General features: G+C 69.8%; 25 protein-coding genes and 2 tRNA genes. 11 read left to right on the plus strand and 16 right to left on the minus strand.

Features of this window, described 5'->3' with window-relative positions:
- Positions 1-66 precede the first annotated feature (66 nt).
- Both DT019_RS22225 and DT019_RS22230 read right to left on the minus strand, forming a co-directional pair.
- Entirely contained in the window at positions 67-759 is a 693-nt protein-coding gene (locus tag DT019_RS22225; protein ID WP_114038641.1) for a class E sortase, read from the minus strand.
- Between the two features lie 23 nt (positions 760-782).
- On the minus strand, positions 783-1,562 hold the full coding sequence (locus DT019_RS22230; RefSeq protein ID WP_189389822.1) for a DUF881 domain-containing protein: 780 nt from the start codon (positions 1,560-1,562) through the stop codon (positions 783-785).
- Between the two features lie 137 nt (positions 1,563-1,699).
- On the opposite strand from DT019_RS22230, the gene crgA reads away from it, so the two are divergent.
- Positions 1,700-1,954: a cell division protein CrgA gene (gene crgA / locus DT019_RS22235; protein WP_100575579.1), complete on the plus strand. Its 255-nt coding sequence runs from the start codon at positions 1,700-1,702 to the stop codon at positions 1,952-1,954.
- A gap of 292 nt (positions 1,955-2,246) precedes the next feature.
- Here the strand turns inward: crgA and DT019_RS22240 are convergent, their stop codons facing one another.
- Entirely contained in the window at positions 2,247-3,134 is an 888-nt protein-coding gene (locus DT019_RS22240; protein WP_114038642.1) for a rhomboid family intramembrane serine protease, read from the minus strand.
- 85 nt (positions 3,135-3,219) lie between these two features.
- A complete protein-coding gene (locus tag DT019_RS22245; RefSeq protein WP_114038643.1) occupies positions 3,220-3,753 on the minus strand; it encodes a peptidylprolyl isomerase in 534 nt (177 codons plus the stop codon).
- Between the two features lie 292 nt (positions 3,754-4,045).
- Here DT019_RS22245 and DT019_RS22250 point away from each other — a divergent pair, with 292 nt between their 5' ends.
- Positions 4,046-4,750 (plus strand): DUF5324 family protein, encoded by a 705-nt coding sequence (locus DT019_RS22250; RefSeq protein ID WP_388972320.1) that lies wholly within the window; start codon positions 4,046-4,048, stop codon positions 4,748-4,750.
- 186 nt (positions 4,751-4,936) lie between these two features.
- Here the strand turns inward: DT019_RS22250 and DT019_RS22255 are convergent.
- A tRNA-Ala gene (locus DT019_RS22255) sits at positions 4,937-5,009 on the minus strand.
- A gap of 152 nt (positions 5,010-5,161) precedes the next feature.
- Here DT019_RS22255 and DT019_RS22260 point away from each other — a divergent pair.
- Together DT019_RS22260 and DT019_RS22265 are read left to right on the plus strand one after the other, a co-directional pair.
- Positions 5,162-5,710, plus strand: a complete 549-nt coding sequence (locus tag DT019_RS22260) for a helix-turn-helix domain-containing protein (RefSeq protein WP_114038645.1) — start codon at positions 5,162-5,164, stop codon at positions 5,708-5,710.
- A gap of 31 nt (positions 5,711-5,741) precedes the next feature.
- Complete coding sequence (locus DT019_RS22265; RefSeq protein WP_114038646.1) at positions 5,742-7,082, plus strand: serine/threonine-protein kinase; 1,341 nt, start codon at positions 5,742-5,744, stop codon at positions 7,080-7,082.
- Positions 7,083-7,090: 8 nt separating this feature from the next.
- Here DT019_RS22265 and DT019_RS22270 read toward each other — a convergent pair whose 3' ends face one another.
- Positions 7,091-8,332 (minus strand): hypothetical protein, encoded by a 1,242-nt coding sequence (locus DT019_RS22270; protein WP_114038647.1) that lies wholly within the window; start codon positions 8,330-8,332, stop codon positions 7,091-7,093.
- A 191-nt stretch (positions 8,333-8,523) separates the two neighbouring features.
- Positions 8,524-8,658, minus strand: a complete 135-nt coding sequence (locus tag DT019_RS40355; protein WP_003958712.1) for a DLW-39 family protein — start codon at positions 8,656-8,658, stop codon at positions 8,524-8,526.
- A 222-nt stretch (positions 8,659-8,880) separates the two neighbouring features.
- On the opposite strand from DT019_RS40355, the gene DT019_RS22280 reads away from it, so the two are divergent.
- Positions 8,881-9,243 carry a DUF6344 domain-containing protein gene (locus DT019_RS22280; RefSeq protein ID WP_114038648.1) on the plus strand — a complete coding sequence of 121 codons (363 nt, stop codon included), beginning with the start codon at positions 8,881-8,883 and terminating at the stop codon, positions 9,241-9,243.
- A gap of 366 nt (positions 9,244-9,609) precedes the next feature.
- On the opposite strand, the gene DT019_RS22285 is transcribed toward DT019_RS22280, so the two are convergent.
- The 9 genes from DT019_RS22285 to dnaA form a co-directional block, all read right to left on the minus strand.
- Positions 9,610-9,683 (minus strand) — tRNA-Ile (locus DT019_RS22285).
- 97 nt (positions 9,684-9,780) lie between these two features.
- On the minus strand, positions 9,781-10,332 hold the full coding sequence (locus DT019_RS22290) for a DUF3566 domain-containing protein (protein WP_317617790.1): 552 nt from the start codon (positions 10,330-10,332) through the stop codon (positions 9,781-9,783).
- 87 nt (positions 10,333-10,419) lie between these two features.
- Entirely contained in the window at positions 10,420-13,017 is a 2,598-nt protein-coding gene (gene gyrA / locus DT019_RS22295) for a DNA gyrase subunit A (protein ID WP_114038650.1), read from the minus strand.
- A 44-nt stretch (positions 13,018-13,061) separates the two neighbouring features.
- Positions 13,062-15,125 (minus strand): DNA topoisomerase (ATP-hydrolyzing) subunit B, encoded by a 2,064-nt coding sequence (gene gyrB / locus DT019_RS22300; protein ID WP_114038651.1) that lies wholly within the window; start codon positions 15,123-15,125, stop codon positions 13,062-13,064.
- A gap of 488 nt (positions 15,126-15,613) precedes the next feature.
- Positions 15,614-16,153: a DUF721 domain-containing protein gene (locus tag DT019_RS22305; RefSeq protein WP_114038652.1), complete on the minus strand. Its 540-nt coding sequence runs from the start codon at positions 16,151-16,153 to the stop codon at positions 15,614-15,616.
- The gene (gene recF, locus DT019_RS22310; RefSeq protein ID WP_114038653.1) at positions 16,150-17,271 is read right to left on the minus strand and encodes a DNA replication/repair protein RecF; all 1,122 of its coding nucleotides are present in this window, start codon (positions 17,269-17,271) and stop codon (positions 16,150-16,152) included. Before recF ends, DT019_RS22305 begins: the two co-directional genes overlap by 4 nt.
- A 42-nt stretch (positions 17,272-17,313) precedes the next feature.
- Positions 17,314-18,189 carry a phosphogluconate dehydrogenase (NAD(+)-dependent, decarboxylating) gene (gene gnd / locus DT019_RS22315; protein WP_114038654.1) on the minus strand — a complete coding sequence of 292 codons (876 nt, stop codon included), beginning with the start codon at positions 18,187-18,189 and terminating at the stop codon, positions 17,314-17,316.
- A gap of 132 nt (positions 18,190-18,321) precedes the next feature.
- On the minus strand, positions 18,322-19,452 hold the full coding sequence (gene dnaN, locus DT019_RS22320; RefSeq protein WP_114038655.1) for a DNA polymerase III subunit beta: 1,131 nt from the start codon (positions 19,450-19,452) through the stop codon (positions 18,322-18,324).
- A gap of 951 nt (positions 19,453-20,403) precedes the next feature.
- Positions 20,404-22,215 (minus strand): chromosomal replication initiator protein DnaA, encoded by a 1,812-nt coding sequence (gene dnaA / locus DT019_RS22330; RefSeq protein WP_114038656.1) that lies wholly within the window; start codon positions 22,213-22,215, stop codon positions 20,404-20,406.
- A 381-nt stretch (positions 22,216-22,596) separates the two neighbouring features.
- Between dnaA and rpmH the strand changes: the two genes are divergently transcribed.
- From rpmH to rsmG, 6 genes are all read left to right on the plus strand, one after another.
- The gene (rpmH, locus tag DT019_RS22335) at positions 22,597-22,734 is read left to right on the plus strand and encodes a 50S ribosomal protein L34 (protein ID WP_006381191.1); all 138 of its coding nucleotides are present in this window, start codon (positions 22,597-22,599) and stop codon (positions 22,732-22,734) included.
- Positions 22,735-22,752: 18 nt separating this feature from the next.
- The gene (gene rnpA / locus DT019_RS22340; protein WP_078966183.1) at positions 22,753-23,124 is read left to right on the plus strand and encodes a ribonuclease P protein component; all 372 of its coding nucleotides are present in this window, start codon (positions 22,753-22,755) and stop codon (positions 23,122-23,124) included.
- Complete coding sequence (gene yidD / locus DT019_RS22345) at positions 23,121-23,456, plus strand: membrane protein insertion efficiency factor YidD (protein ID WP_078966182.1); 336 nt, start codon at positions 23,121-23,123, stop codon at positions 23,454-23,456. The genes rnpA and yidD overlap by 4 nt, the downstream gene beginning before the upstream one ends.
- Positions 23,457-23,459: 3 nt before the next feature.
- On the plus strand, positions 23,460-24,749 hold the full coding sequence (gene yidC, locus DT019_RS22350; RefSeq protein ID WP_114038657.1) for a membrane protein insertase YidC: 1,290 nt from the start codon (positions 23,460-23,462) through the stop codon (positions 24,747-24,749).
- Between the two features lie 14 nt (positions 24,750-24,763).
- Positions 24,764-25,276, plus strand: coding sequence for a protein jag (locus tag DT019_RS22355; RefSeq protein ID WP_114038658.1), 513 nt, complete (start codon positions 24,764-24,766; stop codon positions 25,274-25,276).
- A gap of 107 nt (positions 25,277-25,383) precedes the next feature.
- Positions 25,384-26,109 (plus strand): 16S rRNA (guanine(527)-N(7))-methyltransferase RsmG, encoded by a 726-nt coding sequence (gene rsmG, locus DT019_RS22360; RefSeq protein ID WP_114038659.1) that lies wholly within the window; start codon positions 25,384-25,386, stop codon positions 26,107-26,109.
- Positions 26,110-26,357 lie beyond the last annotated feature (248 nt).

Genomic DNA, 26,357 nt, shown 5'->3' on the forward strand with positions numbered 1-26,357 from the left:
GGTCCCCGCTGTCCCTTCCGACGATCGTTACGGCACCAGACTAAGGGGCCCGGCTGTGGTGTGGGGTCAGCCGTCCAAAGCTGTGGGTCTGCCCTGGGCCACCGCCAGCGTGGAGTCGAGGTGCGCCCAGGCGATCAGCCGGTGGCTGCTGCCCCACTCCGGGTCGCAGGTGGTGAGGGTCAGATAGCGGCCCGGTGAGCGGAACGGCGACTTGGCGGGGACGGCGTCGATGACGCCGACGTCGCTCGGCACGGTCCGGTAGGGCCTGTTGTCGATGCGGTAGGTGTACCAGGTGGTGTCGTCGCGCAGGACGACCGCGTCGCCGGGCCGCAGTTCGGGGAAGTCCTTGAACGGGTCGCCGTAGGTGCGCCGGTGGCCGGCGACCGAGAAGTTGCCCTGCTGGCCCAGGCGCGCGGTGTTCGCGTAGTGGCCGAGGCCCTTCTGGAGGTCGGCGACGGCGGTGCCCTCCAGGACGGGTCGGTGCCAGTCCCGGCCGAGCCGGGGGATGTACATGACGGCGAAGGAGCGGCCTTCGGCGTACGCGGCGGGCGCGGGCGGTCCTGCGGCCCGCTGCGGGGCGGCCGGGCGGGGCGGCGGGTTCTGGGCCCACTGCTCCTGGAGGCCGGTGATCTGGTCGCTCGCCGCGTGGTCGGCCTGCACGCCGGTCCAGTACAGGAGGTATACGACGAACAGGACGATCAGGGTGCCGACGGTGAGGCAGAGTTCGCTGAAGGTCCTCACGACGATCCGCACGGACATCGGCGATGCCCCCTCTTGCGCCGCTACTGCACCGGTTTCGCGTAGTGGAGATCCACTGTGCCCGAGTACGCGGCGAGAGTCATCGTCTTGTGCTCGTCGACTTTCCAGCCGAGCCCGTAGGCCTTCACGTACAGCTGGTAGTTCTGGATCGCCTTGGAGGCGTTGAGCGCCCCGCGCAGCTTCCCGGTGTCCCCGACCGCCGTGATCTTGTACGGGGGCGAGTAGACGCGGCCCTGGAGGATCAGGGTGTTGCCGACGCAGCGGACGGCGCTGGTGGCGATCAGGCGCTGGTCCATGACCTGGATGCCCTGGGCGCCGCCCTGCCACAGCGCGTTGACCACGGCCTGCAGGTCCTGCTGGTGGATGACGAGGTCGTTGGCCTGCGGGGCGGGGTAGCCGGGGGCGGCGGTGGCGTTGGGCGGGGCGTCGTTGAGGGTGACGGTCAGCGCCCTGCCGGAGACGGGAGCGGTGCCCGAGGCGTCCTTGAGGCCGTTGAGGAGCTGGTCCTGGGCCTTGGTGGAGCCGTCGTCGCGCTGGGCGAGCGCGTCCACGTCGCTGCGTACGGCCGCGGTCGTGTCGCCGAGTTCCTTGTTCTTGCGGTCGCGCTGGCTGATGAGGTCCGACAGCTTCAGGAGGGAGGCGTCGGTGCGGATGTTGGTGCCCTTGGCCGTGTTGAAGCTGGTGACGAAGATGAGGCCGGCCAGCGCGAACACGGCGGCGGACAGCAGCCGCACGGGGCGGGCCCGCAGGCGGCGCCGGGGCGGTTCGGGGACCCCGTCGGGGGAGTCGGCAGAATTGCTCAACGTACCCTTATCTCCTTCGGCGCCACGGAAGCACTACGCTAACGGACGCTTGGGGGAGGCTTCCCCCGCAGCCCCGTCCCCCGGCGCCGCCACAGTTCCCTGCGCGGTCACGCAGCGCATCGACAGGAGAGTTCCTCGTGCCGAAGTCACGTATCCGCAAGAAGGCCGATTTCACGCCGCCGCCCGCCAAGCAGGCGACCGCCATCAAACTGGGCAGCCGCGGCTGGGTCGCCCCGGTGATGCTGGCGTTCTTCCTCATCGGGCTCGCCTGGATCGTCCTCTTCTATGTGACCGAGGGCGATATGCCGCTCAAGGCGCTCGGAAACTGGAACATCGTCGTCGGCTTCGGCTTCATCGCGGGCGGCTTCGGCGTGTCCACGCAGTGGAAGTAGCGCTCCGCACGGAGGGGTGAGGAGCGGCGAAAGCAAGCTCTGCCCCTAGTTATCCACAGCGCTATCCACGGGGAGTGGATAACTCAGACGATCTGTGGATAACTTCCGGGAAGTTGACGCCGGTGTGACTGGTTCCGCCGGGCACCCCGTCCCATGCGCCCCTTGCCCCGCCTGGAAACCACCAGGTCAGGGGCGAGGGGCGCAGGCGTTCCCCACCCGGTGCACAAGACCGTGCACCCACTGTGGACAACTCTGGGGAAAGCTCGTACCCACCGTGGCCGGACCGGCCCCGTCAGGTGAGCTGGGCGGTACGGATCAGCACGAGGGCGACCGAGACGGCGAGCACCAGGACACAGCTGCCCCACTGCGCCAGGGCCCGACGCTGGGCGGGGGCGTGGACCATGCCGACGCCGACCAGGACACCCGCGGCCAGGCCGCCCACATGGGCCTGCCAGGCGATGCCCGACCACGTGAACGTGATGATCAGGTTGACCACGAGCAGCCCGATGACCGGCCGCATGTCGTACTTCATCCGCCGCATCAGCACCGCCATGGCGCCGAACAGGCCGAAGATCGCGCCGGACGCGCCGAGCGAGGGTTCGTTGGGTGCGGCCAGCAGATACGTCAGTGCGCCGCCCGCCAGACCCGACACGAAGTACAGCGCCAGATAGCGGGCCCGGCCCAGCGCCGCCTCCAAGGGCCCGCCGAGCCACCACAGGCTGAGCATGTTGAACGCGATGTGGGCATAGCCGCCGTGCAGGAACATCGAGGTCAGCAGGCGGTACCACTGCCCCTCGGCGACGCCCTGCACGCCGTCGAAGCCCTGCACCGGCCACCCGCCCAGCAGGTAGAACGCGCCGGTGAACCGGAACCCGACGACCTCCTGCACCAGGAACGCGGCCAGGTTGATCCCGATGAGGATCTTGGTGAGCAGCTGCGGGTCGCCGGCCGGCAGCGCCCCGCCCGCCACCGTCCGCGGCCGGTTGGCCGTCGGGGCGTGGCCGGTACCGGAGCCGGAGCGCACGCACTCGGGGCACTGGAAGCCGACGGACGCGCTGATCATGCAGCTGGGGCAGATCGGGCGCTCGCAGCGGGTGCAGCTGATGCCGGTCCCCACGCCGGGGTGCCGGTAGCAGCTGGGCAGGCTCGACTGCCGCGCCTCGTCCTGGTCCTGGTTCATCGGGCTCCCTCGTCCTCGTGCAGCAGCTCCGCCCCGCTCGTCATACGGACGAGCGGGGCGGAATGGTTCCCTGCGGAGCCGGAGTTCAGCCTTCGCGGCTCTCCACGACGACCGACTCGATGACTACGTCGTCGACCGGGCGGTCGGTGCGCGGGTTGGTCTTGGCGGCCGCGATGGCGTCCACGACCTTGCGGCCGGCGTCCGTCGAGACCTCGCCGAAGATGGTGTGCTTGCGGGTCAGCCACGCGGTGGGCGACACGGTGATGAAGAACTGCGAGCCGTTGGTGGCCGGACCGGCGTTGGCCATGGCCAGCAGGTACGGCTTGTCGAAGGCGAGCTCCGGGTGGAACTCGTCGGCGAACTCGTAGCCCGGGCCGCCGGTGCCGTTGCCCAGCGGGTCACCGCCCTGGATCATGAAACCGCTGATGACGCGGTGGAAGACGGTGCCGTCGTACAGCGGGGCGGTGGTCTTCTCGCCGGTGGCCGGGTTCGTCCACTCGCGCTCGCCCTTGGCGAGTTCCACGAAGTTCTTGACCGTCTTGGGTGCGTGGTTCGGCAGGAGCCGAATTTCGATGTCGCCCTGATTGGTCTTCAGGGTGGCGTAAAGCTGCTCGGCCACGATCTGCCTTCCTTGGTGGTCTGCACGGACGCCCCACGATCCTCGCACGGACCGCCCGCGAGGACGGGAAAGTGCCCGGTTACCGACAGATACCCGCTAAACGGTGCCGTACTGGCCGCAACCGTGGCATCGTCGTCGACGAGTTCCCTCCCGCACTGCGCCCTCATCCGCTTCAAAGACGCGATGCCCACCCGGATGCCTTTCCGCACATGCCGGGTACCCGCAGGACAGGCATGATTTCGAGATGGGTGGAAAGGCGACATACCGAACCGCCACCAAGGAGGAGGATCACGTGACCCGCATGGAGAGCGTGCGCGCCGCAACCGGAACGGCGAAGGAGAGCGTGCTGCACGCCGCGGAAGTGGTGGCGCCCTACGCCGACTCGGCCAGGCAGCAGGCCGCGCAGTATGCCCAGCACTATGCGCAGGAAGCGCGCGTACGCGTCGCGCCCAAGGTGTCGAAGGCCGCGGCCCAGGCCCGCACCCAGGCCCGCCAGCAGTACGACGCCCATGTCGCGCCGCGCGTCCCGTCGAGGATGGACGAGGTCGCCCACCAGGCGGCCGAGCGCTCGCGCCGGGCCGCCCGGCAGGCCGCCGACTACGCCGCCCCGCGCGTGGAGCAGGCGGTCGCCGCCGCCCAGCCCCTGCGCGAGGAGGCCGTGGCCCGTTCGGCGGCGGCCCTCGCGGCGCTGCGCGGCCAGGTGACGACGAAGGAGATCGAGAAGCTCGCGCGCAAGCACCGGCGCCGGGCCCGGGCGGCCCGCGCCGGCAAGGGCTTCCTGGTGGTCGGCATCCTCGCGGGCGGCGCCTTCGCCGCGTGGCGCTGGTGGGACAAGCAGGCCAACCCGGACTGGCTGGTCGAGCCCCCGGAGCCGACCGAGGTCGCGGACCGGCCCCCGCTCGCCTCGGTGGACGGCAGCTCCACCGACGTCCTGGACCCCGAGGTCCAGGCCAAGCAGGCCGCGGCGGAAGCGGCGGAACACGACGAGCGGAGCTGACCGGCCGGGGCCGCGACGAGCGGACCTGACGAGCGGCGGAACACGACGAGAAGCGCCCGGCGCCCTGCCTCCCAGGGTGCCGGGCGCTTCTCGTCGTGCGGGAGGGCCGCGGGCCGGACGCCCGCCAAGAGAACAAAAGAGGCTCCCTGACCATCGTTCTTGCAGGTCAGGGAGCCTCTTGCGATGTGGAGCCTAGGAGATTCGAACTCCTGACATCTGCCTTGCAAAGGCAGCGCTCTACCAACTGAGCTAAGGCCCCGGACGGGGTGTCGCGGGACCAGAGTACCGGGTGGAACCGGGGATCTCGCAAAAGGATTGGGACTCCCGGTGAACGACCACTCTCCGTAAGATGCTCGTCGAGGTTCGCACCCGTGAAGCGGCCTCAATGGGGAAGCGATGGGGAGACGCGCAATGGACGCAGCACAGCAGGAAGCGACCGCCAGAGCCAAGGAGCTTCAGCGGAGCTGGTACGGGGAGCCGTTGGGGGCGCTCTTTCGCCGGCTCATAGACGACCTCGGGCTCAACCAGGCCCGGCTCGCCGCTGTTCTGGGGCTCTCGGCGCCCATGCTGTCGCAGCTGATGAGCGGACAGCGGGCCAAGATCGGCAATCCGGCCGTGGTGCAGCGCGTCCAGGCGCTCCAGGACCTCGCGGGACAGGTCGCCGACGGCAGTGTGAGCGCCGTGGAGGCCACCGACCGGATGGAAGAGATCAAGAAGTCGCAGGGAGGCTCGGTGCTGACCAACACCGGGCAGACCACGTCCAGTTCGGGCGCGCCGACGGTGCGGCGCGTGGTGCGTGAGATCCAGTCGCTGCTGCGTTCCGTGGCGGCCGCGGGGGACATCATCGCCGCCGCCGACACCCTCGCCCCCGCCCACCCCGAACTGGCAGAGTTCCTCCGGGTGTACGGCGCCGGGCGCACCGCCGAGGCGGTCTCGCACTACGAGTCGCACCAGAGCTGACAACGGTCCGATCGATCCTGGGGAGCGTCGGGTGGGCGAGGTCTTCGCCGGTCGGTACGAGCTGGTCGATCCGGTCGGGCGGGGCGGGGCCGGAGCCGTCTGGCGCGCCTGGGACCGGCGCCGCCGCCGCTATGTGGCGGCGAAGGTGCTGCAGCAGAGCGACGCCCACACCCTCCTGCGGTTCGTCCGCGAGCAGGCCCTCAGGATCGACCACCCGCACGTCCTCGCGCCCGCCAGCTGGGCCGCCGACGACGACCAGGTCCTGTTCACCATGGACCTGGTGTGCGGCGGCTCGCTGGCCCATCTCATCGGCGACTACGGGCCGTTGCCGCATCGCTTCGTGTGCACGCTGCTCGACCAGCTCCTCGCCGGTCTCGCCGCCGTCCACGCGGAGGGCGTCGTCCACCGCGACATCAAACCGGCCAACATCCTGCTGGAGGCCACCGGAAGCGGCCGCCCGCATCTGCGCCTGTCGGACTTCGGCATCGCGATGCGCAAGGGCGAGCCGCGCCTCACCGAGACCAACTACGTGGTGGGGACGCCCGGTTACTTCGCCCCCGAGCAGATGATGGGCGCCGAACCCGACTTCGCCGCCGACCTGTTCGCCGTCGGCCTGGTCGCGCTGTACCTCCTGGAGGGCAGCAAGCCGGACGCTCGGGCCCTCGTCGAGCACTTCGCCGCCCACGGCACTCCCAGCACCCCTCAGGGCATTCCTGAGCCCCTCTGGCAGGTCCTCGCGGGATTGCTCCAGCCCCAGCCGCAGAACCGGTTCCGCACGGCCACCGGCGCGCGCAAGGCGCTGGCGTCGGCGGTGGAGCTGCTGCCCGAGCAGGACCCGGACGAGGAGCCCGTCGAGGTCTTCGACCAGATCGGCCCGCTGCCCCCCGGCTTCGCCGCAGACGGCCCCGAACGCCCCACGCCCACGCCGTCCCCCGCTGCGGAGAGGGAGGGCGGACCCGCGCCGGAGGCGTACGAGAACACGGGACGGTCCCTGGCCCAACAGAGCGGGCCGAACCACCCGTTGGCGCCCGGTACGGCGATGCCCGGCCGGGCGCCCTCCGGCCACGGGCCCGTCACGGGGCGCCTTCCCACGGCCCCGCCCCAGCCGCCCACCCCTCCCACGCAGGCACCGGCAGCCGCCTACCTGCCGCCGCAGTACGAGCGGACCCCGCCGACCCCCGCGACGACCCCGTACACGGCGCCGTACCCCTCTGCGCCCGGCGCTCCCCAAGTTCCCGTCCACGGGGCCCCGTTCGCGCCCCCTTCGCCCCGGCCGTCGCGACCGGGGCCGCCCGCCAAGGTCGCGGTGCCGGTGCTCCTGGTGGCCCTGGTGTGCTTCGCCGTCGGCATCTGGGCGCTGACCCAGGCCTGAGCCTCCGGCTACCAGGCGTTCGGCGGCCCGAAGCCCTGCGGCCCCGGGGCGGCGGCCGCCCGTCGACGCGCCACCAGCGTCCACACCCCGAGCCCGGCCACGAGCACCGTGCCCGTGCCGATCCCGAGGGCCGCGAGGAGTTTCATCGAGCTGTCGCCGGCAGAAGAGCCGCCCGCGCCGAAATCGGGCGCCCGGCCCGCGTACTCCGGACCGGACCGGGCCGCACCCCGCACGGTCAGCCCCAGCGTCAGGTCGTACGGCTCGTCCCCGAAGGTCTGGCCGACCTCGGGGCTGAGGGAGACGGCCAGGTAGTAGGGCCCGCTGACCCGCATCGCCGAGACCTCGTCGGTGGTCGAGTACCGGTTCTCATACGCGACCGGCGCGACGGGGTCGAGCGCGGCCTCTCTCTGCTTGCCCTCGTACGGCGCCGACGCCCCGGAGACGAACCCCCGGGCGGGGTTGTAGAGCTGGAGGGAGAGCGCGGTCCCGACGTAGCCGTCCTTTGCGGCCGGGAGACTGCCCAAACCTCCCCGGGCAAAGAGCTGCTGGCCCCAGTCGAGCGGCACCCGGTAGAAGAGGGTCTCGCCCGGCCGGATCGTGTCGCTCCACCGCCCGTCGGCCAGTGCGGGCGCGTCGTGGAAGCCGGTGCCGCCATGGGCACCGCGCGCGGTCCCGGTCGGCGGCGGGGGTGACGCGGAGGGCCAGCCGGAGGGCGCCGTGCTCGGCCCGGAGCCGTTCCGGGTCGGCTCGGTCGTATAGCGCAGGTCGAGACCCCAGTCCGAGCGCGTGGAGGTGGGATCGCTCTCGCGCTCGACCACCATGGAGTAGGTGCCGGGCTTCTGACAGGTCGACAGGCTTCTGCGCACACCCCGGTAGGCGTACGCGGCGATGGGGTGCGGGTACTGCGCCGAGCCGATCGAACGCCGCTGGGAGTCGCAGTCGTCGCCGTCCGCGTTCTGGAGCGACACCTTGAGGGAGTCGCCGTAGGCGAGCTTCGCGCCCGTCGGTCCGGGCAAAGCGACGGCCGAGGCGTAGGCGTCGTTCTCGCCGTCCAGAACCAGCCGGAAATAGAGCTTGCCCCCGGGCCTGATCACCGACCTATAGGCGGCGCCCGCCTTGAGGACCGGCCCGTCGGCGCTCGTCGCGCCGCCCGACACGTCCTGGACGCCCTCGGGAAACCGGTACGCGGGCGGCTGCCCGGCCGCCTGCACCGGCCCCGGCGCCGCCAGGAGCGCACCGAGTGCGGCCACGGCCGCCCCGATCCTTCGTACCCTCGCCCCGGACCCGCTCCGCCTCGGCCTCACGTCGCCCCGCCCCACCTTTGCCCTCGCAAGTCAGCTCTTCACTCACGTGAACTCAACTGTGCCCGGGACAGGCCCGGGGACAGCACGAAGCCCCGGCCACCACAGTGGCCGGGGCTTCGCAACCGGGTCTTTCGGTCTCACACACCCGAACCTGCGGGCACGGAGTCGGTCGCCTCCGTCCACAGATCCTGCTCGGCGCGATCCGCCTGGATCTGGCGGTACACGAGGAGCCCGCCGATGGCGGCCAGTGCGACCAGGAGAAGCTTCTTCACCGCGCGACCTCGTCTTTCCTTGACGTAAGGGACCTCTGCCGCCCGACTATACACACCGATCGATATCAATCGGTGATGCTCCATCCGTGTGTAGTTCATCGGAAGATCCGCCGATACGGTGCGTCGCTCCTCGCCATGAGCAGGCCCCCCGCACATCATCGGATACAACGCAATTCGGGCAAGCCAACAGCACGCACTGCTCACGGAAGAAGCGAGGACGTCATGGCAACCAGCAAGCTCACGACCTGGTGGACCGCACTCATCGGGGCGCTCGTCGCCCTCCTCGCCTTCCTCGGGCTGGCCGGCCCGGCGACCGCCGCCACGGCCTCCGTACCGCAGCACGACGCGACGTACAACCGGAGCGAACCGGCCACCTCCGTTGCACCGACCGTGCACTGGGCCCTGCCCGCCGCGTCCGCCCTGCCACCCACCATGAAGCAGCGCATCCGCGCCGAGGCCCACGGCTCCTCGCCCTCCTCCCGCCACCGCGCCGACACTCCTGACACGGCCGACAACCAGGCCGGCGGCGACAACACCGCCGACGAGCCCGAGGACCCGGACGGGGCCGACACCCCGTCTCCCTGACCCACCCCGCTCCGCCCGAGCTGCGAGCCCGGCAACTCCCCCGAGTTGCCGGGCTCTTCGGTGTCCCCGGCCGCCCGAACCCGGCCCTTCAGGGCGTTCAGGCGCGGGCCGGACGGAAGTGCGGGATCGCGACGACATCGGCGGGCAGGACGGCCGGGTAGGGGTGGCGCACCAGGTCGTGCGGTTCCCGCGCGCGAGCGGAAGCCGTCGGCCACCGCGTCCCGCTCGTCGACCCGCCGCGCGAGCACCTCGCTGACGACGCCCGGCAGCGCCACGTCACAGGGGCGGCGTGTTCATGCACGGCGCCCCGGGACCCCGCGAACGCCGAAGACCCCCGGGCTTTCGCCTCGGGGGTCTTCGTCACTGTGGGGCTAACAGGATTTGAACCTGTGGCCTCATCCTTATCAGGGATGCGCTCTAACCAACTGAGCTATAGCCCCGCCGCGCTTTTCGGGATGTCCCGCGCGCTGACCTCTGAAGATTAGCGCACGGGACGGCCAGTCCCAAAATCGATGGCCGAGCGGCCGTGAACTGCGGCTACTCGTCCTCGGCCAGCGTGAGCTCGATGCCGCCCACGAAACCGGCCGAGAGGTTGTAGATGAAGGCGCCGAGCGTCGCCAGCGCGGTGGCGAGCACCACGTCGATCACCGCGATGACCGAGGTGAAGAGCAGCACCCGCGGCAGCGACAGGAAGGACTGGAGGTCGAAGCCGTTGGACTCGTTGGAGCCGGTGGCCTCGCTGATCGTGCCGCCGACCGTGGAGAAGACGCCCATGGCGTCCATGACCATCCACAGCACCGCGGCCGCGACCACCGTGCAGATGCCGAGTGCGATGGACAGCAGGAAGCTGACCTTCATGACCGACCACGGGTCGGCCTTGGAGACCCGCAGCCGTGCCTTGCGCGTCCGGGGCGTCGTACGCGCCCCGGTGCGCGGCTTGCGCACGCCCTCGCCGCTGCGCTGCGGCGCGGGATAAGCCTGCGGCGGGTGATAGGGCTGCTGACCGCCGGGCGCCGTCTTCTCGCGCTCGCCGGGCAGTGCCCCGCCCTCGTACTCCGTGCGGGCCTGTGGCCCCCGGGTGTCCGTCACCGTTACCCCCTGGGAGTCCGCGGCAGGGCCACGGGCACCGTTCGCTCCGGAAGCGGCCGCTCCGGCGCCCGTGGCTCCACTCACGCTTTACTCCTCGTGCTCCCCGGCCGAGGGCTGGGCGCCCTCGGCAGCAGCCTCGGCAGTAGCGACCTCGGCGTCGTCGGCCCCGTCGACCTCTTCGGCCTCGCTGCCCGCCTCGGCGTTACGGGCGATACCGACCACGGCATCGCGCTTGCCCAGGTTGATCAGTTGGACGCCCATGGTGTCACGGCCCGTCTCCCTGACCTCGTTGACTCGCGTACGAATCACACCGCCGCCGAGCGTGATGGCGAGGATCTCGTCCGTCTCCTCGACCACCAGCGCGCCGACCAGCGAGCCCCGGTCCTCCACGATCTTGGCTGCCTTGATGCCGAGGCCGCCGCGACCCTGGACGCGGTACTCGTCGACGGGGGTGCGCTTCGCGTACCCGCCATCGGTTGCGGTGAACACGAACGTACCGGGCCGGACGACATTCATCGAGAGCAGTTCGTCTCCCTCGCGGAAACTCATGCCCTTGACACCGGAGGTGGCGCGGCCCATCGGACGCAGCGCGTCGTCGGTCGCCGTGAAGCGGATGGACTGGGCCTTCTTGCTGACGAGCAGCAGATCGTCCTCGGCCGACACCAGCTCCGCACCGATCAGTTCGTCGTCGCCGCCGTCCGCGGTCTCGCGCAGATTGATGGCGATGACACCACCCGAACGGGGCGAGTCGTAATCCTTCAGCGGCGTCTTCTTCACCAGACCGGCCTTGGTGGCCAGGATCAGATAGGGCGCCGCGTCGTAGTCGCGGATCGCGAGGATCTGGGCGATCTTCTCGTCCGGCTGGAACGCGAGCAGGTTGGCGACGTGCTGGCCGCGCGCGTCGCGCCCCGCGTCCGGCAGCTCGTACGCCTTGGCCCGGTAGACGCGGCCCTTGTTGGTGAAGAACAGCAGCCAGTGGTGCGTGGTGGAGACGAAGAAGTGGTCGACGATGTCGTCCTGCTTCAGCTTGGTGCCCCGTACGCCCTTGCCGCCGCGCTTCTGCGAGCGGTAGTCCTCGGTCTTCGTGCGCTTGACGTAGCCACCGTTGGTGATGGTGACGACGATGTCCTCTTCGGCGATCAGGTCCTCGATGGACATGTCGCCGTCGAACGGCACCAGGGCCGAGCGCCGGTCGTCGCCGAACTTGTCGACGATCGCCGCCAGTTCCTCGCTGACGATCATGCGCTGCTTCTCGGGCGAGGCGAGGATCGCGTTGTACTCGTTGATCTTCGCCTGGAGCTCGTCGTGCTCGGCGACGATCTTCTGGCGCTCCAGGGCGGCGAGCCGGCGCAGCTGCATCTCGAGGATGGCGTTGGCCTGGATCTCGTCGATGGAGAGCAGGCCCATCAGGCCCTCGCGCGCGACCTCGACCGTTTCACTGCGCCGGATCAGCGCGATGACCTCGTCGATCGCGTCGAGCGCCTTGAGCAGGCCGCGCAGGATGTGGGCCCGCTCCTCGGCCTTGCGCAGCCGGAACTTCGTCCGCCGGACGATGACCTCGATCTGGTGCGTCACCCAGTGGCGGATGAACGCGTCGATGGAGAGCGTGCGCGGCACGCCGTCGACCAGCGCCAGCATGTTGGCGCCGAAGTTGGTCTGCAGGTCGGTGTGCTTGTACAGGTTGTTCAGGACGACCTTGGCGACCGCGTCCCGCTTCAGGACGATCACCAGGCGCTGGCCGGTGCGCGAGGACGTCTCGTCCCGCACGTCCGCGATGCCGCCGACCTTGCCGTCCTTGACCAGGTCGGCGATCTTCTGCGCGAGGTTGTCCGGGTTGACCTGGTAGGGCAGCTCGGTGACCACCAGGCACTGGCGGTTCTGGATCTCCTCGACCGCGACGACCGCGCGCATCGTGATGGAGCCGCGCCCGGTGCGGTACGCCTCCTCGATGCCCTTGCGGCCCACGACCAGCGCGCCGGTCGGGAAGTCGGGGCCCTTGATGCGCTCGATCAGCGCGTCCAGGAGCTCCTCGTGCGAGGCCTCCGGGTTCGCCAGGTACCACTGGGCACCCTCGGCGACCTCGCGCAGGTTGTGCGGCGGGATGTTGGTGGCCATGCCGACCGCGATGCCGGCCGAGCCGTTGACCAGCAGGTTCGGGAAGCGCGCCGGGAGGACCGTCGGCTCCTGGTTGCGGCCGTCGTAGTTGTCCTGGAAGTCGACGGTCTCCTCGTCGATGTCCCGGACCATCTCCATGGCCAGCGGCATCAGCTTGCACTCGGTGTACCGCATCGCGGCGGCCGGGTCGTTGCCCGGCGAGCCGAAGTTGCCGTTCGAGTCGACGAGCGGCATGCGCATCGACCAGTGCTGGGCGAGGCGCACCAGGGCGTCGTAGATCGAGGAGTCGCCGTGCGGGTGGTACGTACCCATGACGTCACCGACGACGCGGGCGCACTTGTAGAAGCCCTTCTCGGGCCGGTACCCGCCGTCGTACATGGCGTACAGGACGCGGCGGTGGACGGGCTTCAGGCCGTCCCGCACGTCCGGCAGCGCACGCGAGACGATGACGGACATCGCGTAGTCAAGGTAGGAGCGCTGCATCTCCGTCTCGAGCCCGACGGGCTCGATGCGCAGGGCGGGCTCTTCCTCGGTGGGTTCAGTGGTCGCGGGAGTGTTCTCGTCGGCCATTGCTGGTTCTCAAGTCCTTTCGAAGCGGTCAGCGGGAGACCGACTCAGATGTCGAGGAAGCGGACGTCCTTGGCGTTGCGCTGGATGAACGAGCGCCGCGCCTCGACGTCCTCGCCCATCAGCACCGAGAACAGGTCGTCGGCCTGGGCCGCGTCGTCCAGCGTGACCTGGCCGAGCACGCGGTGGTCGACGTCCATGGTGGTGACGCGCAGTTCCTCGGCGTTCATCTCGCCCAGACCCTTGAAGCGCTGGATCGAGTCCTCGCGGATCCGCTTGCCGTTCTGCTTGCCGAGCTCCACGAGCGCGTCGCGCTCCCGGTCGGAGTACGCGTACTCGAAGTCGTCCCGGCCCCACTTGATCTTGTAGAGCGGCGGACGCGACAGGTACACGTGCCCGGCCTCGACCAGCGGCCGCATGAAGCGGAACAGGAAGGTCAGCAGCAGGGTGTTGATGTGCTGGCCGTCGACGTCGGCGTCCGCCATCAGGATGATCTTGTGATAGCGGAGCTTCTCGATGTCGAAGTCCTCGTGGACCCCGGTGCCGAACGCCGAGATCAGCGCCTGGACCTCGGTGTTCTGAAGGATCTTGTCGATCCGCGCCTTCTCGACGTTCAGGATCTTGCCTCGGATGGGCAGGATCGCCTGGTACATCGGGTTGCGGCCGGACTTCGCCGAACCACCGGCGGAGTCACCCTCGACGATGAAGATCTCGCACTTGGTGGGGTCGTTGGACTGGCAGTCCGAGAGCTTGCCGGGAAGCGACGCCGACTCGAGCAGCCCCTTGCGGCGGGTCAGGTCACGCGCCTTGCGGGCGGCGACGCGGGCCGTCTGCGCCTGGATGGACTTGCGGATGATGTCCGCGGCCTCGACGGGGTTGCGGTCGAACCAGTCGGTGAGGTGCTCGTGCACCACCTTCTGGACGAACGTCTTCGCCTCGGTGTTGCCCAGCTTGGTCTTGGTCTGGCCCTCGAACTGCGGCTCGCCCAGCTTGACGGAGATGATCGCCGTCAGACCCTCGCGGATGTCCTCGCCCGAGAGGTTGTCGTCCTTCTCGCGCAGCAGCTTCTTGTCCCGGGCGTACCGGTTGACCAGGCCCGTGAGCGCGGCGCGGAATCCCTCCTCATGCGTACCCCCCTCATGCGTGTGGATGGTGTTCGCAAAGGAGTAAACGCCCTCGCTGTACTGGGAGTTCCACTGCATCGCGATCTCGGCCGAGAGGAGTCGCTCCTTGTCCTCGGCCTCGATGTCGATCACGGTCGGGTGGATCAGGTCGCCCTTGCGCGAGTTGAGGTACTTCACGAAGTCGACGATGCCGCCCTCGTAGAAGTACTTCACCGTGAGCGGCTGCTGGTCCTCCGCCTCGTCCGCGTTGTCCGCGCCCGAGACCGCCTTCGCCGACGCGCGCTCGTCGGTGAGCGTCAGGGTCAGGCCCTTGTTGAGGAAGGCCATCTCCTGGAAGCGCCGCGACAGCGTCTCGAAGGAGTACTCGGTGGTCTCGAAGATGTCGCCGTCGGCCCAGAAGGTGACCGATGTGCCGGTCTCGTCGGTGGCCTCGTGCTGGGCGAGCGGCGCCGTCGGCACGCCCGCCTTGTAGTCCTGCGTCCAGCGGTGGCCGTCGGTCTTGACCTCGACGGCGACCTTCGTCGACAGGGCGTTCACCACGGAGACGCCCACACCGTGCAGACCACCGGAGACGGCGTACCCGCCCCCGCCGAACTTGCCGCCGGCGTGGAGCACGGTCAGCACGACCTCGACGGCCGGCTTCCCCTCGGAGGGGATGATGCCCACGGGGATGCCGCGTCCGTTGTCGACTACGCGCACGCCGCCGTCGGCCAGGATCGTCACGTCGATCGTGTCCGCGTGCCCGGCCAGCGCCTCGTCGACCGAGTTGTCGACGACCTCGTACACGAGGTGATGCAGACCACGCTCACCGGTCGAGCCGATGTACATGCCGGGTCGCTTGCGGACCGCGTCCAGACCTTCGAGGACGGTAATCGCGCTGGCGTCGTACGAGGCGGTGACCTCGCCGTTCTCGCCGACGGCAGTGGACGGGGTGTTCTCGTTGGGGTTGCCGGAATCGGCCACGAAGCGCCCTTTCTGGCACAGCACAGCCTTCCCCTGTACAGGCAGGAGCGGCTGCGTCGTTCAGCGATGGTCAGCGTCGGGCGTCGCCCCGGGGGGCAGGCGTCCGATCGCCTCTTTCGGTGGGTCCCGCGAGGACGGCGGGATTATTGACCAGTCTACCGGTAGCGCCGACATGAATGGGGGTTTGCCGGTACCTGAGTCCTCATGTGCCGCCCTGAGCGGGCGCCGACCGACTCCCCATATTCGGGGAGGGGCCCCAAGAGCCTCACACGGGCTTTCAGCGCTTCGGCCTGTCAACCTCCGACTACCGTGAGGGACGCCCCATGTCCCCCAGCAGGTTCCTGGCCCCTCCCGCACCCCGTTTCCGCACGTCACAGGGGGTGCGGCAGAGCAGCGTGGGAGAGGCGCGGGCGCCCTTGTCCGCACGAGGGGGAGGGCGCGACCGTCTGCCCGAGGAGGAGTGGCGGCGGGGCGCGGCCGCCCGCCGCACGCCGGGGCCGCGCCGGACAGGCTCAGCCGTAGGTGTCGCCGGGCCCGGTGCTCCCGGGCGCGCGCAGCCTGCCGTAGCGCTGCGGGGGGCCGCTCGGCCCGTAGACCTTGATCAGCCGGACCGTGCCGTGGCCCAGGTCCGCGTTGATGCGCGCCACCAGCTGGGGGGCGAGCAGCCGCAGCTGGGTCGCCCAGGACGTCGAGTCGCAGCGCACCACCAGGATTCCCTCGTCCGCGTCGTGCGGACCGGGCACCGTGTGGTTGGCGAGCTCCTCGCCGACGATCTCGGGCCAGCGGCCCAGCACCCCGGCCACCGCGGCCGGCGTCTCCCAGCCCTGCTCGTTGATCAGCCGGTTGATCGCCGCGCCCAGCGGCAGGGGGTCGCGGCCGTCCGCGCGGGCGCCGGAGCGCAGCCCGCCCCGCCGGGCCTGCTTCTTCTGCTGCGCGGCCTCGCCCCGCGCCTTGGCCTGCTCCTTGGCGAGCCGCAGCGCGACCCGCGCGAGGTCCGCCCCGGAGGACTCGGGCACCTTGGGCTGCTCGGCCGGCCCGGACGCCTCGCTCATACCCGCGCCACCTCGCCCGCCGCGACCTCGTACCGGGCGCCCGCGAGGATGCCCGGCACGTCGTCGTCCACGGCGGCGGTCACCAGGACCTGCTCGCCCGGAGCCACCAGTTCCGCGAGGCGCTCGCGCCGCTTGGCGTCCAGCTCGGCGAACACGTCGTCGAGCACGAGCACGGGCTCGTTGCCCTCGGCGCGCAGCAGGTCGTACGAGGCGATGCGCAGCGCGAGCGCGTACGACCAGGACTCGCCGTGGCTCGCGTATCCCTTGGCGGGGAGCTCGCCCAGGCGCAGCAGCAGGTCGTCGCGGTGCGGCCCCGCCAGCGTCACCCCGCGCTCGATCTCCTGCTTGCGGACGTCCGCGAAGGCCGCGATGAGCTGGCCGTACAGCTCCTCGCGGGTGTGTCCGGAGCCGGGCGCCGACGGCTTGTACTCAAGGGCCAACGGGCCGCCGCCCGGGGCGAGTTGCTCGTACGCCTTGTCCGCGAGCGGCTGGAGGGCGGCGATCAGGTCGAGGCGCTGGGCGAGCAGCTCGGCACCGGCCTGGGCCAGGTGCTGGTCCCACACGTCGAGCGTGGACAGGTCCATGCCGCGGCCGCCGTGCCGGCGCGCCATCGCGGCGGACTTCAGCAGGGTGTTGCGCTGCTTGAGGACCCGGTCGTAGTCGGACCGCACGGCCGCCATCCGGGGCGAGCGCGCGGTGATCAGCTCGTCGAGGAACCGGCGCCGCTCACCGGGGTCGCCCTTGACCAGCGCCAGATCCTCCGGCGCGAACAGGACGGTGCGCACGATCCCCAGCACGTCGCGGGGTCTGACCTGCGAGGACCTGTTGATCCGGGCCCGGTTGGCGCGGCCCGGGTTGAGCTCGAGCTCGATCAGCTGGGAGCGCTCGCCCTGGGTGACGGCGGCGCGGATGACGGCCCGCTCGGCGCCCATGCGCACCAGCGGAGCGTCCGAGGAGACGCGGTGGCTGCCGAGCGAGGCGAGGTAGCCGACCGCCTCGACGAGGTTGGTCTTGCCCTGCCCGTTCGCCCCCACGAAAGCGGTGACGCCCGGGTCGAGCGGGACCTCGACCCGGGCGTACGAGCGGAAGTCGGCCAGCGAGAGATGCGTGACGTGCATGGTGGCGCCGACCTCCCCCGGCTTGCCTACTGCTCTGTACGGCTACTTGGACTCGACCGCGTGGCCGCCGAACTGGTTGCGCAGCGCGGCGATCATCTTCATCTGCGGGGAGTCGTCCTGGCGGGACGCGAAGCGGGCGAACAGCGACGCGGTGATCGCGGGCAGCGGCACGGCGTTGTCGATGGCCGCCTCCACCGTCCACCGGCCCTCGCCGGAGTCCTGCGCGAAGCCCTTGAGCTTGTCGAGGTGCTCGTCGTCGTCCAGGGCGTTGACCGCGAGGTCGAGCAGCCAGGAACGGATGACCGTGCCCTCCTGCCAGCTGCGGAACACCTCGCGGACGTCGGTGACCGAGTCGACCTTCTCCAGCAGCTCCCAGCCCTCGGCGTAGGCCTGCATCATGGCGTACTCGATGCCGTTGTGGACCATCTTCGAGAAGTGGCCGGCGCCGACCTTGCCCGCGTGCACCGCGCCGAAGTCGCCCTCGGGCTTCAGCGCGTCGAAGACCGGCTGCACCTTCGCGATGTTCTCGGCGTCGCCGCCGTACATCAGGGCGTAGCCGTTCTCCAGGCCCCAGACACCGCCGGAGACGCCGCAGTCGACGAAGCCGATGCCCTTGATGCCCAGCTCGACGGCGTGCTTCTCGTCGTCGGTCCAGCGCGAGTTGCCGCCGTCCACGACGATGTCGCCGGGCGACAGGAGCTCGGCGAGCTCGTCGATCGTGGACTGCGTCGCGGCGCCGGCCGGAACCATCACCCACACCACGCGCGGGCCCTTGAGACTGTCCACAAGCTCCTTGAGGCTGTGGACATCGGCGACGTCCGGGTTGCGGTCGTAACCGATGACGGTGTGGCCTGCGCGGCGGATGCGCTCGCGCATGTTGCCGCCCATCTTGCCGAGGCCGACGAGACCGAGCTCCATCACAGAATCCTTTGACGTTGTGGCGTTCGTACCCGCGTCCGAGCCTACGCCGGGAGCCTGGTACACACCTGCGGGGTCAGCCGCTCAGACGTACGCCCCGGGAAGCCCCGGGGCGTACGGAATTCAGACCACTCAGCCGGACAGGCGCACCGGCATGATCAGGTACTTGTACGCGTCGTCCGCCTCGGCGTCCAGCGCGGGCTTGCCGCTCAGCAGGGCCGGCTTGGTCGAGGTGGTGAAGGCGAGCTGGGCGACCGGCGAGTCGATGGCGCTCAGGCCGTCGAGCAGGAAGGTCGGGTTGAAGGCGATCGAGATGTCGTCGCCCTCCAGGTTGGCGTCGACCCTTTCCACAGCCTGTGCGTCGTCGCTCGAACCGGCCTCCAGGATGAGGACGCCCTGCTCGAAGCTGAGCCGCACCGGGGTGTTGCGCTCGGCCACCAGAGACACACGCTTGACGGCCTCGACGAACGGGGCGGTCTCGATCACCGCGACCGAGTTGAACTCGGTGGGGAAAAGAGTGCGGTACTTCGGCAGGTCGCCCTCGAGGAGGCGTGTGGTCGTGCGACGGCCCGCGCCCTCGAAACCGATCAGGCCCTCACCCGCACCGGAGCCGGACAGCGCCAGGGTGACCGTGTCGCCGCTCGTGAGCGCCTTGGCGGTGTCCAGGAGCGTCTTGGCGGGCACCAGGGCGACGGCGGAGGCCTCCGGGTTCTCCGGCTTCCACAGGAACTCGCGGACCGCGAAGCGGTAGCGGTCGGTAGAGGCCAGCGTGACGGTGTCGCCCTCGATCTCGATGCGCACACCGGTCAGGACGGGCAGCGTGTCGTCACGGCCGGCCGCGATGGCCACCTGGGCGGCGGCGGAGGCGAAGACCTCACCGGGAACGGTGCCCGTGGCGGTCGGCATCTGCGGCAGCGCCGGGTACTCCTCCACCGGGAGGGTGTGGAGGGTGAAGCGGGAGGAGCCGCAGACCACGGTCGCCCGTACACCGTCTGTGGAAATCTCCACCGGCCGGTTGGGCAGGGCACGGCAGATGTCGGCGAGCAGGCGGCCGGAGACGAGCACCGTGCCGTCCTCGTCGATCTCGGCGTCCACCGAGACCCGTGCCGAGACCTCGTAGTCGAAGCTGGAGAAGCTGAGCGCGCCGTCCTCCGCCTTCAGAAGAAGGCCCGCGAGTACGGGCGCGGGCGGACGGGCCGGGAGGCTGCGGGCCACCCAGGCCACCGCCTCCGCGAGTACATCGCGCTCCACCCGGATCTTCACCGGAACCGCCTCCTGCTGTTGCTGGCTCGCCCTGCTGGCTTTCGTCGTCGGCTGTATCGCCGGGGACCAGTCTGACGTACGCCGCTGACAGTCGGTGCGCGTCGGGGTCAAGTCGCGTCGAGCGGCGTCGGGAGCTCCGGCGGCCAGTTGTGCACAGGCCCCACTTCCAAACGGATTCCGAGCTAACTCTGAGTGGGAGTAGTAGTAGGGCCTGTGGAAACCGTGGATAACCCTGTTTGCGCAGGTCACACCCGCTTTTTTGTCCACCGCCCCTGTGGGTGGAGCCGGTGGACAACTCACGGTTTCTGTGGACGCCCGAAAGTTCTGCACATCCAATGCACAGGACAGGGGTACTTCTCCCCAACGCTGTCCCCAGCTTTACCCAGGTTCCCCACAGGCCAACCCGTCCCCTTCGTGTGACGCCTTTCACTCGGTCCGGTGACCGCGGGTGTTTCGTTGCCGAACAGTGGACAGGGGTGTGGAGAAGCTGGGGACAACCGGCCCGGGCCTGTGGGCCGCCGGTGGACAACTGAACCCACAGGCTGTGGACAGAGAATTCGTCCACAAGCTGTGGAGCGGCGATGCCCACAAATCCACAGGGGCTTGACCTGGGGTGATGGAGTATCAGCCGCCGTGCCTGTGGAAGCAATCTGGACAACTTCGCAGTCCCCAGGGTGTGGACGGAAGAAAGCCCCCCGATCTGTGGAGAACCGCCTCTGACCAGCCGGTATTCGAACATCGGCGGCGCCGCCGGACTCGCACACACGCTTCCCTCGCCCTCGTACGCACGTATTCCGGAGCACCTCCGGGCCCCGCGGAGGCGTCCTGGAGGCGTCCCCGGCGCCCCGGAGCGGGGCCGTCCGGGCCGTGGAGAACGGCTCGGGAACGCCGAAGGGCGCCCGGGGGAAGAGTCCTCCCCGGGCGCCCTTCGGCGCGTCAGCGCGTGTGGCGTCAGCCGTTCTTGATGCGGTTGGTGAGCTCGGTGACCTGGTTGTAGATGGAACGCCGCTCCGCCATCAGCGCGCGGATCTTGCGGTCGGCATGCATCACGGTCGTGTGGTCGCGGCCGCCGAACTGCGCGCCGATCTTGGGCAGCGAGAGGTCGGTGAGCTCCCGGCACAGGTACATGGCGATCTGGCGGGCCGTCACCAGGACCCGGCTGCGCGAGGATCCGCAGAGGTCCTCCACCGTCAGGCCGAAGTAGTCGGCGGTCGCCGCCATGATGGCGCTCGCGGTGATCTCGGGCGCCGAGTCCTCGCCGCCGGGGATCAGGTCCTTGAGCACGATCTCGGTGAGCCCCAGGTCCACCGGCTGCCGGTTCAGCGAGGCGAACGCCGTCACCCGGATCAGCGCGCCCTCCAGCTCGCGGATGTTGCGGGAGATCCGGGACGCGATGAACTCGAGCACCTCCGGCGGGGCGTTGAGCTGCTCCTGCACCGCCTTCTTGCGCAGGATCGCGATGCGCGTCTCCAGCTCGGGCGGCTGCACATCGGTGGTCAGGCCCCACTCGAAGCGGTTCCGCAGCCGGTCCTCCAGGGTCATCAGCTGCTTGGGCGGCCGGTCCGAGGACAGCACGATCTGCTTGTTGGCGTTGTGGAGCGTGTTGAAGGTGTGGAAGAACTCCTCCTGCGTCGACTCCTTGCTCGCCAGGAACTGGATGTCGTCGACCAGGAGGATGTCGACATCGCGGTAGCGCTTGCGGAAGGTGTCGCCCTTGCCGTCGCGGATCGAGTTGATGAACTCGTTGGTGAACTCCTCGGAGCTCACGTACCGGACCCGGGTGCCGGGATACAGGCTGCGGGCGTAGTGCCCGATCGCGTGCAGCAGATGGGTCTTGCCGAGGCCCGACTCCCCATAGATGAAGAGGGGGTTGTACGCCTTCGCCGGCGCCTCGGCGACCGCGACGGCCGCGGCGTGCGCGAAGCGGTTCGACGAACCGATGACGAAGGTGTCGAAGAGGTACTTCGGGTTCAGGCGCGCGTGCGGCTCGCCGGGGCCGCCCTGCGCGGGCGCCCCGCCGGACGGCGAGGGCGCGAGGTGGCCGGAGCCGCCGCGCTGCGGGGGCTGCGCGTCCGGCAGCTCACGCCGCTCGGGCCGCTGCTGCTCGTAGGGCTGCGCCTTGGACTGGTCGTAGGAGGGGCGGCCCTGCTCGTACTGGCCCCGGTCCTGCTCGTACTGGCCGCGCTCGGGCAGCTGCGGGCGGTAGTCGTGCTGGGGCTGCTGCGGGCGGGCGCCGCCGTAGGGCTCGCGCCACTGCTCGCCGGAGGAGTCGCGGTCCTGGAAGCCGCCCAGGCGGGGCTGCTGCCAGAGCTCTTCCTGGGCGCGCGGCCAGGCGCCGGGCTCGGGGCGCTGCTGGTACTCGCCGGGGTAGGCGGGGCGCACGGTGGGCAGGCCGTCGTCGGCGGGTCGGCCGTAGGGGTCGTCCTGGTAGCGCGGCGGCTGCTGCGGTTGCTGGGAGGGCTGCTGCGGCGCGGGCGGGGCGGGCTCGCCCACCGAGTCGTCCACGGTGATCGCGATCCGGATGGTGCGGCCGCACTCCCGGCTGAGGGTCTCGCTGATCAACGGGGCGAGGCGGCCCTCAAGGACCCGCTTGCCCCACTCGTTCGGCACGGCGAGCAGCGCCGTGTCGGCCACCAGTGCGAGCGGCTGGCAGCGCTCGATCCACTGCTTGTCCTTGGGCTCGATGCCCTGCTGCCCCTCTCCGAGGAGATGCTCCAGCACTCGTGGCCACACTGCGGCAAGATCGGCAGGTACGTCAGCCACAGGGCACGCTCTCTCGCAGGTCCCACGAATGTGTGGTTCTCGGGACGGGGTGGGATGGCACAGACAGACACGGAAGGACAGATGGGGAAAAGATTCGGAGTTCCGTCACGGTAGTCGGGCCCACTGACGTGGTTCAAGTTGTTGTCCACAGCCTGTGCATACCGGCCCCCGGTGAGACGCCGGTTTGACCGGATGGCGTAGCCGCGCGTACCGTAACCAGGTCGAGTTGTCGATGGCTGCTGCCGCCTGCCTCCGATGGGCAAAGATCACGATCTGTGATCGTGAAGCGGTGCACACGGGCGTATACGCGAGCTACTCGTGGGCGCACGGTGACAGCCAGGCGATGTCCCGCCGCCAACGAATCATTTCTGGAGCCCCCGAGTGAGCAAGCGCACCTTCCAGCCGAACAACCGTCGCCGCGCCAAGACCCACGGCTTCCGCCTGCGGATGCGTACCCGTGCCGGCCGCGCGATTCTCGCGAACCGCCGTGGCAAGGGTCGCGCCAGCCTGTCCGCGTAACAGCTAACAGGTCATGACGTGCTGCCTACCGAGAATCGGCTGAGGCGGCGCGAGGACTTCGCGACCGCGGTACGACGAGGGCGCCGGGCCGGCCGCCCGCTCCTCGTCGTCCATCTACGCAGCGGTACAACGGACCCGCATGCGCCTGGGGAGAGCGCTCCCCCGACGCGTGCGGGTTTCGTTGTCAGCAAGGCCGTCGGCGTGGCTGTCGTCCGCAACCTGGTGAAGCGCAGGCTCCGCCATCTCATGCGCGAACGGCTGCCTCAGTTGCCCGCCGGTAGCCTGGTGGTCGTACGGGCATTGCCCGGTGCGGGCGATGCAGACCATGCACAGCTGGCCCGAGACCTGGACGCCGCCCTCGCGCGGCTGCTGGGAGGGGGCGCGCGATGAAGTACCCGCTGCTGGCCCTGATCAAGCTGTACCAGTGGACGATCAGCCCACTCCTCGGGCCCGTCTGCAGGTATTACCCGTCGTGTTCCCACTATGGATATACGGCGATCGACCGGCACGGTGCCGTCAAAGGCACAGCCCTGACCGCCTGGCGCATTCTGCGGTGCAACCCGTGGTCGCCCGGCGGCGTGGACTACGTACCGGAGCGCAAGCGACCTCGATGGCACGAGGCGCTGCGCGCTGCCTGGCGAGGTGACAAGGGCGGGCAGTCCGCCGCTGAGACCGAGACAAGCCCGGCCGCAGAGACCCCGCCCAATGCTCAAGGAGCCTGATTAGTGGACACGATTGCCAGTCTGTTCAGCTTCATCACCTGGCCTGTTTCCTGGGTCATCGTCCAGTTCCACAAGCTGTACGGCGCGATCTTCGGGCCGGACACGGGCTGGGCCTGGGGCCTTTCGATCGTGTCCCTCGTGGTGCTGATCCGTATCTGCCTGATCCCGCTCTTCGTGAAGCAGATCAAGTCGACGCGGAACATGCAGGCGCTCCAGCCGAAGATGAAGGCGATCCAGGAGCGCTACAAGAGCGACAAGCAGCGTCAGTCCGAAGAGATGATGAAGCTGTACAAGGAGACGGGCACCAACCCACTCTCCTCGTGCCTTCCGATCCTCGCTCAGTCGCCGTTCTTCTTCGCGCTGTACCACGTGCTCGCAGGCATCGCCAACGGCAAGACCATCGGCGTCATCAACCAGCCGCTGCTCGAGAGCGCCCAGAAGGCCCACATCTTCGGTGCCCCGCTGGCCGCGAAGTTCATGGACAGCGCCTCCAAGGTCGAGGGCCTCGGCGCCTCGCTGACCGACGTCCGGGTCATCACCGCGATCATGATCGTGCTGATGTCCGCCTCGCAGTTCTTCACTCAGCGCCAGCTGATGACGAAGAACGTGGACCTCACGGTCAAGACGCCGTTCATGCAGCAGCAGAAGATGCTGATGTACGTCTTCCCCGTCATGTTCGCCGTGATGGGCATCAACTTCCCCGTCGGTGTCCTCGTCTACTGGCTGACCACCAACGTGTGGACCATGGGCCAGCAGATGTACGTCATCAACCAGAACCCGACGCCGGGTTCCAAGGCGCAGGCGCACTACCTGGACCGCCTGGTCAAGAGCGTCACGCAGCACGGTGAGGTGCAGGGCAAGCGGCGCCGCGCCGTCGTCCAGGCGATCGTGGCCAAGGGCCCGGACCGCAACGACAACGAGCGCAAGTTCATCACCGGGCTCGCCAAGCAGGGCTTCGCGGCCCAGGCCGACGGCTCCGTGGTGAAGAGCGACGCCGCGGCCGCCGAGGCCGAGGGCACGGCTCCCAGGCGCCAGCAGCCCAAGCGGCAGACGAAGGCGCAGCGGCAGGCCGGTGCGGCCCAGCAGGATGACGCGGCCGCGAAGACCTCGCTGTCGAAGGACTCCGGGGACGCCGCGGACGAGGTGTCCGAGGACAAGAAGCCGGAACCGCAGGACGCGAAGCCCCAGCAGGACGCCAAGCCGAAGCAGGGCAAGCCCACCGCCGGCCAGGCACGAGCCAAGTCGGGTCAGCGCAAGGGTCAGCAGCGGCCCAAGCACCCGTCCAAGAAGTAAGAAGGAGTCCATCCGTGACGGAAGGCACCACCTCCCCGGCCGCTGAGGGCGTCGACACCCTCTCCCGCCTGGAGCAGGAAGGGGAGATCGCCGCCGATTACCTCGAGGGCCTGCTCGACATCGCCGACCTCGACGGCGACATCGACATGGACGTCGAGGCGGACCGGGCCGCGGTCTCGATCATCAGCGACAGCAACAGCCGCGATCTCCAGAAGCTCGTCGGCCGGGACGGCGAGGTGCTGGAGGCGCTCCAGGAGCTCACGCGCCTCGCCGTGCACCGCGAGACCGGTGACCGCAGCAGGCTCATGCTGGACATCGGCGGCTACCGGGCCAAGAAGCGCACGGAGCTCGCCGAGCTGGGTGCCAAGGCGGCCGACGAGGTGAAGAGCACCGGTGCTCCGGTGAAGCTGGACCCGATGACGCCGTTCGAGCGCAAGGTCGTGCACGACGCCGTCGCGGCCGCGGGCCTGCGCAGCGAGTCGGAGGGCGAGGAGCCGCAGCGCTTCGTCGTCGTGCTGCCCGCCTGAGCGGTCATCGCATACTCGGCCCCGTCTGTTCGCAGGCGGGGCCGATCTTTGTCAGCCTGATAGTCAGCCACAGTGCGGTAACGCGTAGGTAGGGAAGGACGGTCCCCGTGACGGAGGCAGAGGCAGCAGCGGAGCTTCCCCCGGCGCCGGAAGAGGCGCGGGCGGTTTTCGGCGAGTTCTTCCCGGAGGCCGTGCGGTATGCGGAGCTGCTCGCGGATGCGGGGGTCAAGCGAGGTCTGATCGGGCCGCGTGAGGTGCCGCGTCTGTGGGAGCGGCACCTGCTCAACTGCGCGGTGCTCTCCGAGGTCGTGCCCGAGGGCGTCACGGTCTGCGACGTCGGCTCGGGTGCCGGGCTGCCCGGTATTCCGCTGGCGCTGGTGCGCCCGGACCTGAAGATCACTCTGCTTGAGCCGCTGCTGCGGCGTACCAATTTCCTCCAGGAGGCCGTGGAGCTCCTGGGCCTCGACCATGTGACCGTGGTGCGTGGCCGGGCCGAGGAGATGCTGGGCAAGTTCGCGCCGGTCCACGTGGTGACGGCGCGCGCGGTGGCGCCGCTGGACCGCCTGGCCGGCTGGGGTGTTCCGCTGCTGCGTCCCTACGGAGAGATGCTGGCGCTCAAGGGCGACACGGCCGAGGAGGAGATCCTGGGCGCGCGCGCCGCGCTGAGCAAGCTCGGCGTGGTGGAGACGACGGTGCTGCACGTGGGCGAGGGCGTGGTGGACCCGCTCTCCACCGTCGTACGGGTCGAGGTGGGCGAGAGCCCCGGCGGTGTGCGCTTCGCCGCGAAGCGCGCCAAGGCCGCCAGGACGAGCCGCACCCGCCGTCGCCGCTGAGCCCGGGCCCCTCGCTGGGGCCTTCTGTGGACGAATGCTCCATAGAAGGCGGCATACGTACGCATTTCGGAGTGTCGTAACGGACTCCGGGGAGCACGGATGCATCGTGTTTCACGTGAAACGTCGCTCACTGCTGCATGGAATCATCAGCCGCGGCCGTGCGGCTTCCTCGCCGCGCGACCGCAGGCCCTTCGCGGGGGGCCCAGAGTCCCCCGTGGGGGCCACGGAGTTGTCCACAGAGGTGGATT

This window comes from Streptomyces sp. SDr-06, from assembly GCF_003324565.1.
Classification (GTDB): domain Bacteria; phylum Actinomycetota; class Actinomycetes; order Streptomycetales; family Streptomycetaceae; genus Streptomyces.